At 60.8% G+C, this 16,619-nt stretch carries 16 protein-coding genes; 10 read left to right on the top strand and 6 right to left on the bottom strand.

Going from position 1 to position 16,619, the window contains the following annotated elements; all coding sequences use genetic code 11:
• Positions 1–3 precede the first annotated feature (3 nt).
• The 3 genes from HMPREF2779_RS05645 to HMPREF2779_RS05635 are packed head-to-tail and all read left to right on the top strand — an operon-like array spanning position 4 to position 3,449.
• Positions 4–1,332, top strand: a complete 1,329-nt coding sequence (locus tag HMPREF2779_RS05645; RefSeq protein ID WP_105361028.1) for a magnesium transporter MgtE N-terminal domain-containing protein — start codon at positions 4–6, stop codon at positions 1,330–1,332.
• The gene (locus HMPREF2779_RS05640) at positions 1,325–2,257 is read left to right on the top strand and encodes a DUF1003 domain-containing protein (protein ID WP_105361027.1); all 933 of its coding nucleotides are present in this window, start codon (positions 1,325–1,327) and stop codon (positions 2,255–2,257) included. The genes HMPREF2779_RS05645 and HMPREF2779_RS05640 overlap by 8 nt, the downstream gene beginning before the upstream one ends.
• The gene (locus tag HMPREF2779_RS05635) at positions 2,247–3,449 is read left to right on the top strand and encodes a P-loop NTPase (RefSeq protein WP_105361026.1); all 1,203 of its coding nucleotides are present in this window, start codon (positions 2,247–2,249) and stop codon (positions 3,447–3,449) included. Before HMPREF2779_RS05640 ends, HMPREF2779_RS05635 begins: the two co-directional genes overlap by 11 nt.
• Before the next feature lie 122 nt (positions 3,450–3,571).
• Here HMPREF2779_RS05635 and HMPREF2779_RS05630 read toward each other — a convergent pair whose 3' ends face one another.
• The 4 genes from HMPREF2779_RS05630 to dapE form a co-directional block, all read right to left on the bottom strand.
• Entirely contained in the window at positions 3,572–3,949 is a 378-nt protein-coding gene (locus HMPREF2779_RS05630; RefSeq protein ID WP_070685402.1) for a twin-arginine translocase TatA/TatE family subunit, read from the bottom strand.
• Between the two features lie 305 nt (positions 3,950–4,254).
• Complete coding sequence (locus HMPREF2779_RS05625; protein ID WP_105361025.1) at positions 4,255–5,610, bottom strand: hypothetical protein; 1,356 nt, start codon at positions 5,608–5,610, stop codon at positions 4,255–4,257.
• 5 nt (positions 5,611–5,615) lie between these two features.
• On the bottom strand, positions 5,616–6,017 hold the full coding sequence (locus tag HMPREF2779_RS05620) for a taurine ABC transporter substrate-binding protein (RefSeq protein ID WP_105361024.1): 402 nt from the start codon (positions 6,015–6,017) through the stop codon (positions 5,616–5,618).
• 105 nt (positions 6,018–6,122) lie between these two features.
• Entirely contained in the window at positions 6,123–7,301 is a 1,179-nt protein-coding gene (dapE, locus tag HMPREF2779_RS05615) for a succinyl-diaminopimelate desuccinylase (RefSeq protein ID WP_105361023.1), read from the bottom strand.
• A 101-nt stretch (positions 7,302–7,402) separates the two neighbouring features.
• Here dapE and dapD point away from each other — a divergent pair, with 101 nt between their 5' ends.
• The 7 genes from dapD to HMPREF2779_RS05580 all read left to right on the top strand — a co-directional run bounded on the left by dapD (position 7,403) and on the right by HMPREF2779_RS05580 (position 14,358).
• Positions 7,403–8,368 (top strand): 2,3,4,5-tetrahydropyridine-2,6-dicarboxylate N-succinyltransferase, encoded by a 966-nt coding sequence (dapD, locus tag HMPREF2779_RS05610; RefSeq protein ID WP_005505235.1) that lies wholly within the window; start codon positions 7,403–7,405, stop codon positions 8,366–8,368.
• Positions 8,369–8,633: 265 nt separating this feature from the next.
• On the top strand, positions 8,634–9,518 hold the full coding sequence (locus HMPREF2779_RS05605; protein WP_105361022.1) for a DUF4253 domain-containing protein: 885 nt from the start codon (positions 8,634–8,636) through the stop codon (positions 9,516–9,518).
• A 201-nt stretch (positions 9,519–9,719) separates the two neighbouring features.
• On the top strand, positions 9,720–10,733 hold the full coding sequence (gene galE / locus HMPREF2779_RS05600; RefSeq protein WP_105361021.1) for a UDP-glucose 4-epimerase GalE: 1,014 nt from the start codon (positions 9,720–9,722) through the stop codon (positions 10,731–10,733).
• Between the two features lie 375 nt (positions 10,734–11,108).
• Positions 11,109–11,873: an amino acid ABC transporter ATP-binding protein gene (locus HMPREF2779_RS05595; RefSeq protein WP_105361020.1), complete on the top strand. Its 765-nt coding sequence runs from the start codon at positions 11,109–11,111 to the stop codon at positions 11,871–11,873.
• A gap of 15 nt (positions 11,874–11,888) precedes the next feature.
• Positions 11,889–12,719 carry a glutamate ABC transporter substrate-binding protein gene (locus HMPREF2779_RS05590; protein ID WP_105361019.1) on the top strand — a complete coding sequence of 277 codons (831 nt, stop codon included), beginning with the start codon at positions 11,889–11,891 and terminating at the stop codon, positions 12,717–12,719.
• Positions 12,720–12,739: 20 nt separating this feature from the next.
• A complete protein-coding gene (locus HMPREF2779_RS05585) occupies positions 12,740–13,423 on the top strand; it encodes an amino acid ABC transporter permease (RefSeq protein WP_070685415.1) in 684 nt (227 codons plus the stop codon).
• A complete protein-coding gene (locus HMPREF2779_RS05580; RefSeq protein ID WP_105361018.1) occupies positions 13,420–14,358 on the top strand; it encodes an amino acid ABC transporter permease in 939 nt (312 codons plus the stop codon). Before HMPREF2779_RS05585 ends, HMPREF2779_RS05580 begins: the two co-directional genes overlap by 4 nt.
• A gap of 152 nt (positions 14,359–14,510) precedes the next feature.
• Here the strand turns inward: HMPREF2779_RS05580 and dapC are convergent, their stop codons facing one another.
• Together dapC and fdxA are read right to left on the bottom strand one after the other, a co-directional pair.
• Positions 14,511–15,650, bottom strand: coding sequence for a succinyldiaminopimelate transaminase (gene dapC / locus HMPREF2779_RS05575; protein ID WP_105361017.1), 1,140 nt, complete (start codon positions 15,648–15,650; stop codon positions 14,511–14,513).
• Positions 15,651–15,844: 194 nt separating this feature from the next.
• Positions 15,845–16,165 carry a ferredoxin gene (fdxA, locus tag HMPREF2779_RS05570; protein WP_049354209.1) on the bottom strand — a complete coding sequence of 107 codons (321 nt, stop codon included), beginning with the start codon at positions 16,163–16,165 and terminating at the stop codon, positions 15,845–15,847.
• Positions 16,166–16,619: the final 454 nt, after the last annotated feature.

The raw sequence follows: 16,619 nt of genomic DNA, 5'->3' as shown, positions 1-16,619 counted from the left end.
GAGGTGAGCAATTCGAAGTTCAGCACCCCCAGCAAGATTTACATTGCCCGCCTTTTGGGCCTCGACGTTTTTGACCCCTTCGGTGACCGCCTCGGCCGTCTCCGCGATGTCGTCGTGCTCAAACGCGGCCTGGGCGCGTCCATTGCGGGCGCCCGCCCCGCCAAGGGCAGCGAACCCATTGTTGTCGGCATCATCGTTGAGGTGCTTGGCAAGAAACGCGTGTTCATGCCCATGACCCGTGTGCGAAGTATCGACGCTTCACAGATCATTTCAACCGGCTTGGTGAACCTGCGCCGCTTTGAGCAGCGCAACTCTGAGACTCTTATCGTTGGTGAGCTCTTTGACCGCCGCGTGCGCCTGCTCGACGGCAGCGGCGATGCCGTCATTGAGGACGTCGCCATTGAGCAGCGCCGCAACGGCGACTGGGGCGTGACCGAGCTGTTCGTTTCCCGCGTCAGCTCCTCCTCCAGCACGTGGCGCCGCCGCTCCAAGGAGACCCTGATCGTCGACTGGGACGAAGCGGTGCTCTCCACCGATGTGGAACCGCAGGCAGCAACCGCGTTCGTTGCGAACCACGAGAACTCCAAGCCCGCCGACCTTGCGGACGCCATCCACGAGATGAGCGATAAGCGCATGGTCGAAATCGCCGCCGAACTGCAGGATGAACGCCTCGCGGACGTTCTGCAGGAGCTGCCCGCCGAAGACCAGGTGCAGATTCTCTCGCACCTGGACGACGAGCGTGCCGCGCAGGTCCTCGAAGAGATGGAACCGGACGACGCCGCCGACCTTCTCATTGAGCTGGACGACGCCCAGCGTGAGAAGCTGCTCGAGCTCATGGAACCCGAGGAAGCAGACGACGTGCGTCGACTGCTCGAATACGACGAAGGTACCGCCGGTTCGCTCATGAACCCGGTGCCGATTATCCTCTCCCCCGAGGCGACCGTTGCGGAGGCGCTCGCGCACATCCGCGCCGAGGAGATCCCTCCGGCGATGGCGGCTGCCGTCATGGTGACCCGCCCGCCCCTGGAAACGCCGACCGGCAAGTACCTGGGTCTGGTGCACATGCAGAAGTTGCTGCGTGTGCCGCCGAGTGAGCCGATTGGTCACATCCTCGATACCGACACTGAGCCTGTCTCTGACCAGGCAAGTTTGGAAGAGCTGGCACGCGTGCTGGCGACCTATGACCTGACCATCGTTCCCATTGTGAACGAATCGCACCGCCTGGTAGGCGCAGTGACCATCGACGACGTGCTCGATGCGCTCCTGCCCGAAGACTGGCGCACTTACGATGATGGAACTCCCGTACGAAAGGTAGGACGACGCTTTGCCTGATTCGAACCGCCGCGACGCAAACCGTACCGAAGAGAACCCCCGCATCGATAAGGCGCGCATCCTCAAGGACCGCCTGGAGAAGAAGTACGCTGAACGCAACCGCGAGCGCGGCGACTCCCGCCCGCAGCGTAGCGACTCGCAGCTGAGCACCCCCGGCACCCGCAAGCCGAAGCTGTTCTCGAGCCCCAACCCGGACGCTTTCGGCCGCATGACCGAGGGTTTTGCGCGCTACATGGGTACCCCGCAGTTCCTGATGTGGATGACCATTTTCTGTGGCGTGTGGCTGGCGTGGAACTCCCTGGCGCCGGAGGAGATGCAGTTCGACCCGCGTAGCCTGAACTTCACCCTGCTGACCCTGATGCTGTCCCTGCAGGCTTCTTACGCTGCTCCCCTGCTGCTGTTGGCGCAGAACCGTCAGGATGACCGCGACCGCGTGGTGGCCTCTGAGGACCGTAAGCGTGACCAGCAGAACCTGGAGGAGACCCAGTACCTGACCCGCGAGATTGCTTCGCTGCGTATTGCTCTGCGTGAGGTTGCGACTCGTGACTTCGTTCGTAGCGAGCTGCGTGACATTCTTGAGGAACTGCAGAACATTGCGCAGGAGCAGGAGCGTCACGCCGAGCAGCTGCAGGACATCAGTGAGGACATTGAGGACCTGGAGGAGGCTATCGACGATATCGATATCTCCGAGGGCGAGGAAAAGGACGCTGAGGAGCAGGAGGCTGAGGATAAGAACTCTGGGGGCAAGAGCCCTGAAGGCACCGAGAACGGTGCCGAGCAGGCGCCTGACAAGGCTGAACGCTCTGCGAAGGACTCCCCACAGGATTCCCACCGAGGCGATTTGAGCCAGCCTCAGAGCCGCGAATCCCAGCAGGCACAGCAGCAGGCAGAGCGCACCCGTGAAGGAGGCGCCCGTGACCGCTAATTCACCCCTGCAGGATGCGCTCTACGCGGCACTCGCCCGCGTCGAGGACCCCGAACTGCGCCGCCCCATTACGGAGCTGGGCATGGTGGAGACTGCGCTCGTGCATCCTGAACTGGATGAGCACGGTGAGCCGATTCCCGGCCGTCACTGGGCTGAGGTCACGGTGCTACTCACCATTGAGGGTTGCCCGCTGAAGAACACCATCGAGCAGCAGGTTCGTGACGCCGCCGCCACCGTTGAGGGTATTGAGCGTGTGCAGCTGCAGGTGGGTGCGATGAACCCGCAGCAGCGTTCCGCCCTGCGTTCGATGCTCAAGCCGGAGCGTTCCAACCCGTTTACCGCGCCAGGTTCACTGACTCGCGTGTTCGGTGTGGTGTCCGGTAAGGGCGGTGTGGGTAAGTCCTCCATGACCGCGAATCTTGCCGCCGCGTTCGCTTCGCGCGGGCTTGCGGTGGGAATTATTGACGCGGATGTGCACGGCTTCTCGATTCCGGGTCTGCTGGGTATTGCCGACGCCCCGACCCGCCTGGATGACCTGATTCTTCCGCCAACCGTGGACGTTCCCGCCCCCGCCCAGCGTTGGGGTGAGCAAAAGGTCAGCGGCGGCTTTATTCGCGTGATTTCTATCGGCATGTTCCTCAAGGGCAACGAGCCGGTGGCGTGGCGCGGCCCCATGTTGCACCGTGCCCTGGAGCAGTTCATCATGGACGTGCACTTCGGCGCCCTGGATGTGCTGCTGCTCGATTTGCCGCCCGGCACCGGCGATATTGCCATCTCCATGGCTCAGCTGCTGCCGAATGCGGAGCTGGTACTCATTTCCACCCCGCAGCACGCCGCGGTGGATGTGGCGGAGCGTGCCGGCACCCTGAGCTTGCAGACCGGTCAGAAGGTCGTGGGCGTGGTGGAGAACATGGCTGCCATGACCCTGCCGGACGGTACCGTGCTCGATATGTTCGGTTCTGGCGGCGGTCAGGTGCTCGCTGAGCGTCTTTCGGAGGCGCTCTCCTATCCGGTACCGCTGCTCGGTTCTGTCCCGCTGGATGTGAACCTGCGTACCGGCGGCGACGAGGGCACCCCGGTGGTCTGGAGCCACCCGAACTCCCCCACCGCCGAAGAGATTCAGTCCATCGCCTCGCAGCTGCTGCAGTCGGGCGAGTCGAGGGCGGGTCAGAGCCTGCCGCTCTTCGTTTAGAGATCTAGCCGTCTAGAGATGTCGCCGTCTAAGACCAAGCATCTAGAAGCTGACGACCAGACAGCTGAGAACAGAAAGAACCCCGCACCATCACGGTGCGGGGTTCTTATCTATTCAAAATCTTAGGTGGCGTCCACGTCGAAGGGGGCGTATGCGCCTCGCGGAAGAGCACGGCTCTCAGCCTTTTCCTTCTCCTTCAGCAGCGCCTCTTCACGTTCCCTTGCCTCACGCGCACGCTCGGCGTCATCCTCAGCGAATGCCTGCTTCACAATCACGCGCGGATCGTACTGGCGGGGGTCGTACTGGCGCCAGTTAATATCTTCCAGACCCGTCTCGCCCAGGGCTTCCTTGAAGTCGTCCTTCGCATCGAACGCCATACGGCGCACGGTCTTGACGAATTCACGGATCTGTCGGGCGTATTCGGGCATGCGTTCGGGACCGATCACAAAGAACGTGATAACGGCCAAAATAATAAACTCGGTGCCACTAATACCAAACACAGAATATAGATTATCAGTTCCGAGCCAGCACCGCCGAACCCGCGGCGCTTTCTGGACGTGTCTTTAAGCTCTGGACAAGCAGAAGGTGTACGCTACAGCACCGCGGAGGGGCATTGCGCCCACGGCTAAGAACGCAAAAGACCGCCGGCAGCGCACCGGCGGTCTCCAGTCACGATATTCGGTTTACGGCGGGTAGTCTCCGCCGCCGGGTTAAAACGCTGCGGCTCCAACCGCAGGCACGCCCGCCTCCCGAACGCAAAAGACCGCCGGCAGCGCACCGGCGGTCTCCAGTCACGATATTCGGTTTACGGCGGGTAGTCTCCGCCGCCGGGGAGCTGCTTCCAATGCCACAGCCAGCCAACCCAGCCCCACTGCGCACACGCACCCGCCACCAACAACGCCCAACGATACGCCCGCGAACGGCTCGCCGCCGCCACCACAATCACCAGCGGGAACAACGGCAACAACAGACGGAACGTCGACGACTGCGGATTCAAAAACAGAATCAAATACGCAAAATAGCTCAGGCACCACAGGTTCAAGGGAGCCGCCAAAACCCTACGCGCCAGAGGGCTCAAACACAGAGCAATAAAGCCCAAAATCAGCAGAGTCAGCAGCACCGGAGCCGCATACCCAAAGTACAGGTACCCCTGCGAAAGCCACGGCTGAATCGGCGCCAAATGGGTACCGCGCCACGCCGTCTCCGTGGCAGTGTACGCATCCACACGGCCCGTAGCCCACCACGCAATCGCAGGCCACACCAGCGCACACGCACACACCACCAAGGCGCTCACCAGCTGCCCCAGATGACGCACAAACGCCGTGCCCATACCCGACTGGCGGCTCGAACGCACCCAGCATGCAAACCACCACAGGCCGGCTGCCGCGCCCAGAGGCACACCCACCGGACGGGACAGGCACGCCAACGCCGTTACAGGAACCAGCAGGCCGTAGCGTCCCTGAACCAGGCACAGCAGCGCACCGGCAAGGAACACCAGGTTCAGTGACTCCGCGTACGGCACCTGAAGCACCGGCGCCACCGGCAAGAACGACACCAACGCCACAGCCCACATGGACAGCGCAGAAGGAGACTCCTCGCTCTTGAAACCGGTCGCCTTCAACGACGCCTCAAACAGCAGGTAAATCACCCACGCCGCCGCGAAACCGGCGATCAGAGCAACCGTCGCCGCCACCGGGTAATAGCCGATGCCCGTTGCATGGCTAATAGCGCCGGAAAGCTGCGGGAAAATCGGGTAAAAAGCCCACTGATTCTGCTGAACCACACCCGCCGCATTCACCGGCAGCTCACTCGGGTAGCCCTGCACCGCGATCTGCTCATACCAGCCGGCATCCCAGATGCTAATGAACGACAAATAATCCAGATGCTGACCCCACGGGCTGCGCAGCTGCTGCTGACCGACCACGGCAAACACGATGAAGCCCCACACGCGGGACAGACCGTAAATCAGCAGTACCGACAGCCACGCGGGCAGGGCACGCAGACGCTCCCCCACCCGGTACAGGCGCTCACCGGCGGCGGTATACGCCCAGGTCAGCAACTCATCAAAGGACTCGCCCTGCTCCTTCGTGGAGGCGGTGAGAGTGGCAGAGTCAGCGCGGGCAGGCGGACCAGGACTAGTGTGCTGAGAAGGAACACTCACCGGCGCTAGCTCCCCTCAGCCACCGAAAGCGCACCCTCAGCCTGCGGGTTCTTTCGCTTCTCCACAAAGTCATGCGCGCTCAAAGTGCTCTCCGCATCATCAGACAGGGGAACCGCACTGCGACGAACCGGCTCAGCGGCAGCGACGTTAGCATCAGCAGATTCTGTGATAGAAGCGGCTGCCTCCGCGGCGGGTGCGTTCTCGAGTACCTTGTTATCTTCGGGTGCACCGACGAGAGGAGCGATAAAGCCGAAATCCTCCACACGGTCGAAGGTGCCCAGACCGTCACGGCCCACACCGCTGAAGAACGCGGCACCGGGCACGGCACGCTCACCGGAGAGCGCCACAACGGAGAGCACCGCAATGCCCGAAATCAGCAGGGCAAGCAGAATCAGAAGAAAGTTCATGTCAATCTCATATCATGCAGGACCGTCAACCCCTGACGGTCACCTAAATTCAAATAGTAGCGCCAGCACCGGCAGAATCAGCACCAACCAGAGTTAGCGCCGCGACTAGTCCTCGTCACGGTCGCTGAGTAGCCAGGCACGCAAATCCGCGTGGCAGCGGGTCAGCTGACTAAAGCTCACGTGCTCATTATCGGTGTGAGCCAGCAGGGCATCACCGGGGCCGAAGTTCACGGCGGGAATACCGATCTCGCTCAGGCGCGCCACGTCCGTCCAACCGTACTTCGGCTGAGGCTCCTGCCCCACCGCCTCAATCAGGGAAGCTGCCAGCGGGGTGTCCAGGCCGGGGCGTGCCGCCGGGGAAAGATCCACAAAGTCCAGCTCGTATCCGGCGAAGACCTCACGCACGTGGGCGACCGCCTCATCCAGGGTCTTATCGGGCGCGAACCGGTAGTTCACGTGCATTGCCGCCGCATCAGGAATCATGTTACCGGCAACGCCACCAGCAATCTGCACCGCGTTCAGGCCCTCACGGTAATCCAGGCCCTCCACCGCAATAGTTTTCGGTTCGTAGGAGGCGAGCGCCACCAACGCCGGCGCCAGGGTGTGAATTGCGTTCTCGCCGCGCCATGCACGTCCCGAGTGGGCGGCGAGGCCGCGGGTGCGCACGAAGAAACGCATGGTGCCGTTGCAGCCGCCCTCAATGGTGCCGTTGGTCGGTTCAAGCAGCACACCGAAGTCTGCGTCAGTGATGAGCTCGCCGTGGTTGCGAATCAGACGCGCCAGGCCGGAGAGCTCGCTGGCGACCTCTTCGTTGTCGTAGAAGATGTAGGTCAGGTTGTAGTCGGTGTCTTGCGCGGTCAGTTCGGCGGCGAGCTTCAGCTGAACCGCCACGCCGCCCTTCATGTCGGTGGCGCCGCGACCGTAGAGCACATACCCCTCCTCTTCTTCACGCACCGTGGACGGCACGGTACCCAGCGAGCCCGCAACGGTGGGCAGGGGCACGGTATCCAGGTGACCGGCGAGAATAATGCGGGTGCGCTCGTCCTCAGCGCCGGGTAGCGGCGGGAACTCGGTGCGGGCGATAACGGCGTCCCCGTCACGAGTCAGCCGTAGGTGCGGGCAGAACGACAGCGCCATGTGCACGGCGTCAGCAATTGGCTGCTCATTGCCGGAAACCGACTTGTAATCCAGCAGGGCACGGGTCAGCTCGGGCATGGACACGTCCAGGTTCAGGGGCGGCTGCGGTACAGGGTGACGCTCAGAAATATTCGGGGAAACGCTCATCCTTCCACCTTACAGGTTCCCCGGTACACACACCCGCGCCCATAACTCCCATATCGAGCATATGAGACGGTCTTGAAGGGGCTCTCACCCCCAAAACTATAATGGGAGGCATGTCTGAAAACACTCCCCGTTACGCCTCCGGCGTTGCACTGGTCAATGTTGTTGTCTCTGGCGAGCACGCCGGCACCGTCCTGGATGCTTGGTTCCCCGCCCCCTCCCTCACCCAGACCCCCGACCTGTCCATCGCGGACGAGCTGGAGGACCTGGCCGTTGAGCACCCTGCGCGCAACGCCCGTACCGAGGTGCGTACCGCCTCCATCAACCTGGATGAGGCACCCGAAGACGCAGTCGACGCGTACCTGCGTCTGCACCTGCTCTCCCACACTCTGGTTCGCCCCAACGAGCTGAACCTGGACGGCCTGTTCGGTACCCTGGCGAATGTTGCGTGGACTAACCACGGCCCGGTGCTTGCCGCCGAGTTCCAGAAGCTGGCGATTGGTCTGCGCAAGCTGGGCCACCTGAGCGTGAGCCACATTGATAAGTTCCCGCGCCTGGTGGATTACGTGGTTCCCGCCGGTGTGCGCATTGGCGACGGTGACCGTCTGCGCCTGGGCGCGCACCTGGCGTCCGGCACGACCGTGATGCACGAGGGCTTCGTGAACTTCAACGCCGGCACCCTGGGCACCTCCATGGTTGAGGGGCGTATTTCTCAGGGCGTTGTGGTGGGCGACGGCTCGGATGTGGGTGGCGGCGCCTCCACGATGGGTACGCTTTCCGGCGGCGGCACTCAGCGCGTGTCCATTGGTGAGCGTTCCCTGCTGGGTGCGGAGTCCGGTATCGGTATTGCCCTGGGTGATGACTGCGTGGTTGAGGCTGGCCTGTATGTGACCGCCGGTTCGCGCGTGAGTGTTCTGTTGCCCGGTCAGGAGGCGCGCGTAGTGAAGGCTGCGGAGCTGTCCGGCGTGTCGAACCTGCTGTTCCGCCGCAATTCGATCAGCGGCGCGATTGAGGTTCTGCCGCGTGCGAAGAACACCGTGGAGCTGAACGAGGCACTGCACCTGAACTAGTGCTGGGTCTGGACTAGCTCTGGTTGCCCTTGCGAACGTTGGGGATCGGCCAGTGAACTTTAGGGGTCGGGACGCGTGAAGCATCCCGGCCCCTTTTCTGCGCCCTGTGTTCTCTCTTCGTCGCTCTTACAGGCTGGGCGCGAATCCGCGACGGCTACGATGACCGTTTTCAGGGCGGGATGCTCGGGCTTTCGCTAGGCTGGTAGTACCGGGTACAGCGCACCCGCCATGACTGACCACCTGTATAGTTCAGAGAGGAACTCAGATGCCCGAATCAACTAAGCCAGAGTCGACGATGAGCGAAACCTACCGGCACTTTACGCGTCTCTTCCCCTACCCGCACGAGCGTATTGCGGTGGGCGCTCCTGCAGCTGATGCCATGGCTCGTTACGATGAGCTGGCTAAGCTGGGGCACGCGGAGGGGTTCGTCCCCTTCTTCCTGAACCTGAACGATACAGTGCTTGAAAGCATGGTCATTGCGGTGTCCCTTGAGCACGACATCATTGACGATGTTGAGACTCTGACCCCCGAGCAGGTGAGCGCCTACACTCGTGCTGTTCTGCAGCGTTACCGTACCGCCCGGGGTGGCGCCTCCGCCGAAGAGTACGGTAGCGCCGTCATTGCCCAGCAGCTGCGCCGGGTTGCCGATGACGGCGAAGATGCTCACGAGGAGGGCTCTGACGACTTCAACCTCAACGAGCTTGTTAACGAGTTTATGAGCTCCGATTTTCTTCCCGATGAGGAGCCCGAAGCTGACGCCCCGACTCTTTCTGCTCTGCTCTGCTACGAGCTTGCGGATGAGGAGGATCAAGGCGAGATGCTCCTGCTGCAGGTTCCGACCGATGACCCCGCCGATATTCCCGCGTACCTGCCCTTCGGCGGCTGGAATGACTGCCCGGGCGCTGAAACGCAGCTGGCGTTCACCCACTACTGGCGTGAAAAGTACGGTGCCATCCCGTCGGCTCTTGACGGTGCTGACTGCCTAGAGTTTCTGGTGGAACGCCCCGTCACCGACCCGGTCGAGGCGAAGAATCTGGCGGTCGAGCAATTCGCATTTTGTTCCGATCTTCCGTTCCAGGTGTTTGAGGATTTTGAGCAGCTGACGGAGTTTATTCACCAGAGCCGCCAGTGGTATTTCTGGTGGGATTAGACGCAAGCTATACAGCGAGGTGGGGGCGAGTGGCGACACACCTCAATAACGCCTCCCACATGCTCACATCAGAGTGCACAAGCGCACAGTGTTCCGCAGTACTTACACCGCATGCACGGCTGTACCATTAGATACAGCTCAACAGCTTTTGTCCCCCATCCGGAGCACTTTTTCCGGATAGATAAAGCCCGAAAGGACATCATGAAGGTACTCGTTACCGGCGGCGCCGGCTACATCGGCTCCCACACTGTACTTGAACTGCTCAAGGCAGGCCACGACGTCGTCGTCATGGATAACCTCGCGAACTCTTCCGAGGAGTCCCTCAAGCGCGTCGCTGAACTCGCTGGCCGCGCCCCCGAGTTCCACAAGGTTGACCTGCTCGACCTCGAAGGCATGAAGGCTCTCTTCAAGCAGGTTCGCCCCGACGCTGTGATTCACTTTGCGGGCCTGAAGGCTGTGGGCGAGTCCGCTGAGAAGCCGCTGTGGTACTACCAGACCAACGTGGCTGGCACCCTGAACCTGCTGTACGCAATGGACGAGGCTGACTGCCGCTCCATCGTGTTCTCCTCCTCCGCTACCGTGTACGGTGAGCCCGAGTCCATGCCTCTGATCGAGAAGATGAACATGGATGCGCAGTCCTGCTACGGCCGCACCAAGGAGCACATCGAGGACATGCTGGTTGACCTGGCTGCTTCCGACTCCAAGTGGAACATTGCTCTGCTGCGTTACTTCAACCCCGTTGGTGCGCACGAGTCCGGCCGTATTGGTGAGGACCCGGCGGGCATCCCGAACAACCTGGTGCCCTTCATCGCGCAGGTTGCTGTGGGTCGCCGCGAGTACCTGAACGTCTTCGGTAACGACTACCCGACCGTTGACGGTACCGGCGTGCGCGACTACATCCACGTGGTTGACCTGGCTGACGGTCACCTGAAGGCGCTGGATTACATTACCCAGCACGGCGGTCTGCACACCTGGAACCTGGGTACCGGTAACGGCTACTCGGTTCTGCAGGTTCTGCACGCGTTCGAGGAGGCGTGCGGTAAGGAGCTGCCGTACAAGATTGTGGATCGTCGCCCCGGTGACGTTGCGGTCTCTTACGCTGATCCTTCCTCTGCTCTGGCGGATCTGGGTTGGAGCGCTAGCCGCGACATTAAGACCATGGTTCGCGACCACTGGAACTGGCAGAAGAACAACCCCAACGGTTACGAAGCCTAAGCTGTTTTAGACCCTTGTGAGGGGTGTGGAAGAGTGCCTGATAGGTGTTATCTCACCTATCGGGCACTTTTTTACGCTTTTTTCGAAATTTTTACCAAGTCGTGACTACCTCCCTAAAGACGTTTGACACCTCGTGAGTGCGTAGAGAAAGGGCAGAATATATTCCCTAGTCAGAGCCTTTTATGAAGATGGGGTGTTTTTTACCCATATTTTTACGTCAAAAATACTATAACTATGCATTCATGCTTAAAAATTCACATTGCTTACACAGTAAAGTGAATATTTTGCAGACAGGAAACCGCCTGAGGCGTAAGCTGAAAACTCAGCATACAGACAACCCGCATCATAGACGCACCTCACGTGAAAGGGTTCAAAATGTCCGCACAGGCAGCTCCCGAAGCGCAGAAAAACCTCATCGAAATCGCCAACGTCAACAAGTACTACGGCACCAACCACGTTCTGAAGAACATCAATCTTTCCGTGGGAAAAGGTGAGGTCGTCGTCCTCCTCGGCCCCTCCGGTTCCGGCAAATCCACCCTCTGCCGAACCATTAACCGCCTCGAAACCATCACCAGCGGATCCATCACCATTGACGGACAAGAACTACCCGAAGAAGGCCGCGCCCTCGCCAAGCTCCGCGCCGAAGTCGGCATGGTCTTCCAGTCATACAACCTCTTCGCGCACAAGAACATCCTCGATAACGTAACCCTTGGACCCCGCCGAATCCGCAAGATATCCAAGTCAGAGGCAGAAGCAGAAGCCATGAACCTGCTCGCGAAAGTCGGCGTGGATTCCCAGGTGCACAAGATGCCCGCAGAGCTTTCCGGCGGTCAGCAGCAGCGCGTCGCCATCGCCCGCGCACTCGCCATGAGACCTAAGGTCATGCTCTTCGACGAACCCACCAGCGCGCTCGACCCCGAAATGGTCAACGAAGTGCTCGACACCATGGTCTCCCTCGCGAGGGAGGGCATGACCATGATCGTGGTGACCCACGAAATGGGTTTTGCCCGCAAGGCTGCAGACCGCATCGTCTTCCTTGCCGACGGCGAGATCGTCGAAGAGGCGCACCCGGACGAGTTCTTCACCAACCCGAAGAGCGAGCGCGCCAAGGACTTCCTCTCCAAGATCATCAACCACTGAAGCAGAGGGACCACCATGCAAAAATATTCACGCAAGCTCGCGGCACTCGCCGCAGCAGCATCCCTCGCTCTGACCGGCGTCCTCGCCGGATGCTCCAGCGCAGACAGCGACCACAAGATCCGCATCGGCATCAAAGTAGACCAGCCCGGCCTCGGTTACCAGGACGGCAACACCTACACCGGTTTCGATGTGGAGGTGGCACGCTACGTCGCCGGCAAGCTCGGCTACTCCGAAGAGCAGATTGAGTTCGTCGAATCCCCCGCCGCTAACCGCGAAAACATGCTCAACACCGGTCAGGTAGACATGATTTTTGCGACCTACTCCATCTCTGAAAGCCGCAAGAAGACCGTGGACTTCGCCGGCCCCTACTACACGGCTGGTCAGGACCTGCTCGTGCGTGCCGATAACACCGATATTCACGGCCCCGACGACCTCAACGGCAAGAACCTCTGCTCCGTCACCGGCTCCACCAGCGCCCAGAAGGTGCAGGATAAGTTCGCTAAGAACGTGAACCTGGTCAAGCAGAACAGCTACTCCGACTGCGTGGTCGCCCTCAACGGCGGTGTGGTGGACGTCGTCACCACCGACGACATTACCCTCGCCGGTCTGGCAGCCACCAAAGCGAACAAGAGCAAGCTGAAAGTGGTCGGCTCCCCCTTTACGACCGAACGCTACGGCGTGGGCCTGCCCAAGGGCACCGACAAGTGCGAAGCCGTGAACAACGCCATCAACGAGATGGTTGCCGACGGCACCTGGGAGAAGCTCATCACCAAGTACACCGAAGGCACCGGCTACCACTACAACACCGAAACCAACCCGCCGCACCTGGGCACCTCCTGCGCCTAGGCCTCTAGAGAGGTTCACGAATGTCATTCTTTGACCAACTCGGCACCCTCCTGTCCAAGTACGATGTGGTTGGTGCCTTCATGACCAATATTCAGCTGACCTTCTGGGCGGCTATTGGCTCCTTCGTCATCGGTACCGTGCTGGCGCTCATGCGCATCAGCCCCGTCCCGTCCCTGCGCTGGGTGGGCACCGCCTATGTGCACACTGTCCGTAATACTCCGCTCACCATCATGATGACTTTCGCCATTTTGGGTGTGTGGACGCAGTTCCAGCTCTCTTTCTCGCACGATTTCGACACGAACTTCTTCGTGTACGCGGTCATTGCCCTGTCGATTTACCATTCGGCGTTTATTTGCGAGGCGATCCGTTCGGGTGTGAACACCGTGCCGAAGGGTCAGGCTGAGGCGGCACGCGCTATCGGTCTGGGTTTCTTCGATACCGCCCGCCTGGTGATTTTCCCTCAGGCTCTACGCGGCGCCATTACCCCGCTCGGCAATACTCTGATTGCGTTGACGAAGAACAGCACTGTCGCTTCGGTCGCGTCGGTGGCTGAGGCCTCCGGGCTGATGAAATCCATGATTGAGTTCGACGCGAACATGGTGCTCGCTATCTTCATCATGTTTGCGTTGGGCTTCGTCATCATTGTTGTTCCCATTGGTGCGTTGACCACTTGGTCATCCCGTAAGCTGGCGGTAAAGCGATGAAAAACCCTTTTATCAGTAATGACACCCGCGCCGCTTCTTCGGTGCTTTTCGATGAGCCGGGTCCTATTGCGCAGCGTCGTATCCGCATCTTCAACATTGCTGCGGTAGTCCTGTTTGTACTATTTGCGGTGTATGTGCTGACCGTGATGGGTCAGAAGGGGCAGCTGGAGGCAGAAAAGTGGACTGATCTGTTCACCGCCCGCGCCTGGAGTTCCTACTACCTGCCGGGCCTCGCCTCGACCCTGTCGGCGGCAGCGGTTTCGGTGGTTACCTCGGTTGCGTTCGGTGTGGTCTTCGGTATTGCTCGACTCTCCCAGTACCGCGTTATCCGCTGGTTCGGCACCGTGGTGGTGGAGTTCTTCCGCGCCGTGCCGGTGCTGATCATGATGATCTTCTTCTGGCTCTTTTTGGGCAAGTACAGCGGTCTTCCGCCTGCTCAGCTGCCCTTCATCGCCGTGGTCATTGGTCTGACCCTGTACAACGGTTCGGTGATTGCTGAGCTGCTGCGTTCGGGCGTGAAGCAGCTTCCTCGCGGTCAGGGCGAGGCGGGTCTTGCGATCGGTCTGACCCCGACCCAGACGCTGATTCGGATTCTGCTTCCGCAGGCGTTCACCGCAATGATGCCCTCGATGCTCAGCCAGTTCGTGGTGATTCTGAAGGACACCGCACTCGGTTACATCATCTCCTACCCGGAGCTACTCGCCTCGGCGCGCCGCATCGGTTCCGGTGACGGCAACGTGCTGCAGACCCTGATTCTGGCGGCGGCACTCTTCGTAACGGTGAACTTTGTTCTGACGGCTGTAGCAACCGGCATTACGGACAGGCTGGCGTCGCGCACCTCCGCGAAGGTGACCCGAAACCTGATTCCGGATGCGTTGGATAACCCGAACCCGCCGACCGTTCAGATGTTCGTTCTGCCCGGCGACCGCAAGTAGCCCTTCTCGTTCGGGCCCCTCGGCCAACGACAATCAGCAGATACGGCAAAGCCCCCGCACTCCCCTTTCGGGAGGGTGCGGGGGCTTTCTGCTATGCGGGCTAGTTAGACCCGTCGGGACTACATGCCTGTCGGGACTACTTAGCGGCAACGTTACTTAGATGCAGATGCCTTCAGACGCTCAGCAGCCTTCGCCACCGCCTCATCAGAGGCGGTCAGAGCGATGCGCACGTAGTCTTCGCCGTCCTCACCGTAGAACACGCCGGGGCCAGCAATAATACCCAGCTCCGCCAGGCGACCAATCGAATCCCAGGTGGACTCACCGAAGGTGGTCCACAGGTACAGGCCAGCCTCAGAATTCTCAATGCGGCCACCGGCGGCGGCAATCGCCTCCTGCAGTACCTCGCGGCGGGCACGGTACAGGTCCTTCTGCGCCGCCACGTGCGCCTCATCAGCCAGCGCCACCATCATGGCAGCCTGCACGGGGGCGGGCACAATCATGCCGGCGTGCTTGCGGCTATTGATCAGGTTCGGCATCAGCTCGGGGGCACCGGCAATGAACGCGGCACGGTAACCGGCAAGGTTCGACTGCTTCGACAGCGAGTACACGGCAAACAGGCCGGTAAAATCACCATCGCACACGCGAGGATCCAGGATGGACGGCACCGGCTGACCGCCGCGCGCCTCATCCCAAGCACCCCAGCCAAGCTCCGCATAGCATTCATCGGATGCCACCACGGCACCGATTTCACGCGCCTGCGCCACAATCTCACGCAGCTGCTCCACGGTACGGACCGTGCCGTTCGGGTTCGCCGGGGAGTTCACCCAAATCAGCTTCACACGGCTGCGGGTGTCAGCGTCCAGCTCATCCAAGCTATCGGCGGGCACAGACTCGGCGCGGGCGAAGCGGGCACCCATATCGTAGGTGGGGTACGCAACGCGCGGGTACACGACCACATCGCCCGGGCCCAGGCCCAGCAGGAACGGCAGCCACGCCACAAGCTCCTTCGAGCCGACCGTGGGCATGATTGCCTCCGGGCTCAGGCCCTTCACGCCGCGTCGGCGCTCAAACCACTCGGCAATAGCCTCACGCAAGGCGGGGGTGCCGTGGGTGGTCGGGTAGCCGGGAGCGTCAGAGGCAGCCGCCAGCGCCTCGCGAATGTTCTGCGGGGTCGGGTCAACCGGGGTGCCGATGGACAGGTCCACCGGGCCGTCCGGGTGGGCGGCCGCGGTTGCGCGGTAGGGGGCGAGCGCCTCCCAGGGGTATTCGGGCAGGTTCAGGCCGTAAGTCATTGTGTCACCTGGTTGCTTGGGAATAGTTTTCGTCATTTTAGTCTAGCGTCCGGGCGCTGGCGTGCCTACAGCAAAAGCCTCCATTCCAGCGCCTAGACGGTGCGTGGGCACCGGGTGCTGTGATGGAGGCTCTTGGCACCCGTTAGCGGGTGCGGGCAGTCTATGCGGTTGTACCTATTATTAGCCGCAGGCTACTACTCACCACGAGGGGGCAGTGCCGCGATGAAGGGCACGTCCTTGCCGGTGGGGCCGAGCTTTGCTGCGCCGCCGGGGGAACCCAGGTCGTCGAAGAAGTCTGCGTTGGCGCTGACGTATTCGGTCCACTCTTCGGGGACGTCGTCTTCGTAGTAGATTGCTTCTACGGGGCAGACGGGCTCGCAGGCGCCGCAGTCCACGCACTCATCGGGGTGGATGTACAGGGTGCGTTCGCCTTCGTAGATGCAGTCGACGGGGCATTCTTCAACGCATGCGCGGTCTTTGACATCCACGCAGGGAAGCGCGATTACGTAGGTCATTGGTGTGCCTTTCTAGAAGCTGTTCGCCCCGTGCCCGCCGTTCTGCGGGTCGTCTGCTGCAGGGCAAAATCTACAGAATAAACCGCCGAGTGGTTGGTACCCGGCGGGGAAGTCTGTGTATAGTCTATCGCGCGCTGACTGTTTAACAGTATTTTCGTGGTGTATCAGACAGTGGGTCATTGGGTTTGCGGGGGTATTTTTTAGGCTAGGCTGACCTGGTATTTATTTACATTATGACTAGTCGGCTGGCTTTTAAAAATAGATTAAGCCAAAAATGAAATCTTCGTCACATGAATTTTTTGATGAAGTCACCACTATTTCCACCCCGCTAAATTCACCGAATAACGCATAAATTTTCTTCCCTATTACCCTCTATCCGGCGGGTTTAGAAGACAGCAGCGGTGTAGCACCCAAAAACAGCAGGAGGGGCGTTCCGGCTAGCCGGAACGCCCCT

The organism is Rothia sp. HMSC069C03 (assembly GCF_001811075.1).
Classification (GTDB): Bacteria; Actinomycetota; Actinomycetes; order Actinomycetales; family Micrococcaceae; genus Rothia; species Rothia mucilaginosa.
Note: the sequence above shows the minus strand (reverse complement) of the source record. Positions and strands in the feature narration are given on the sequence as shown.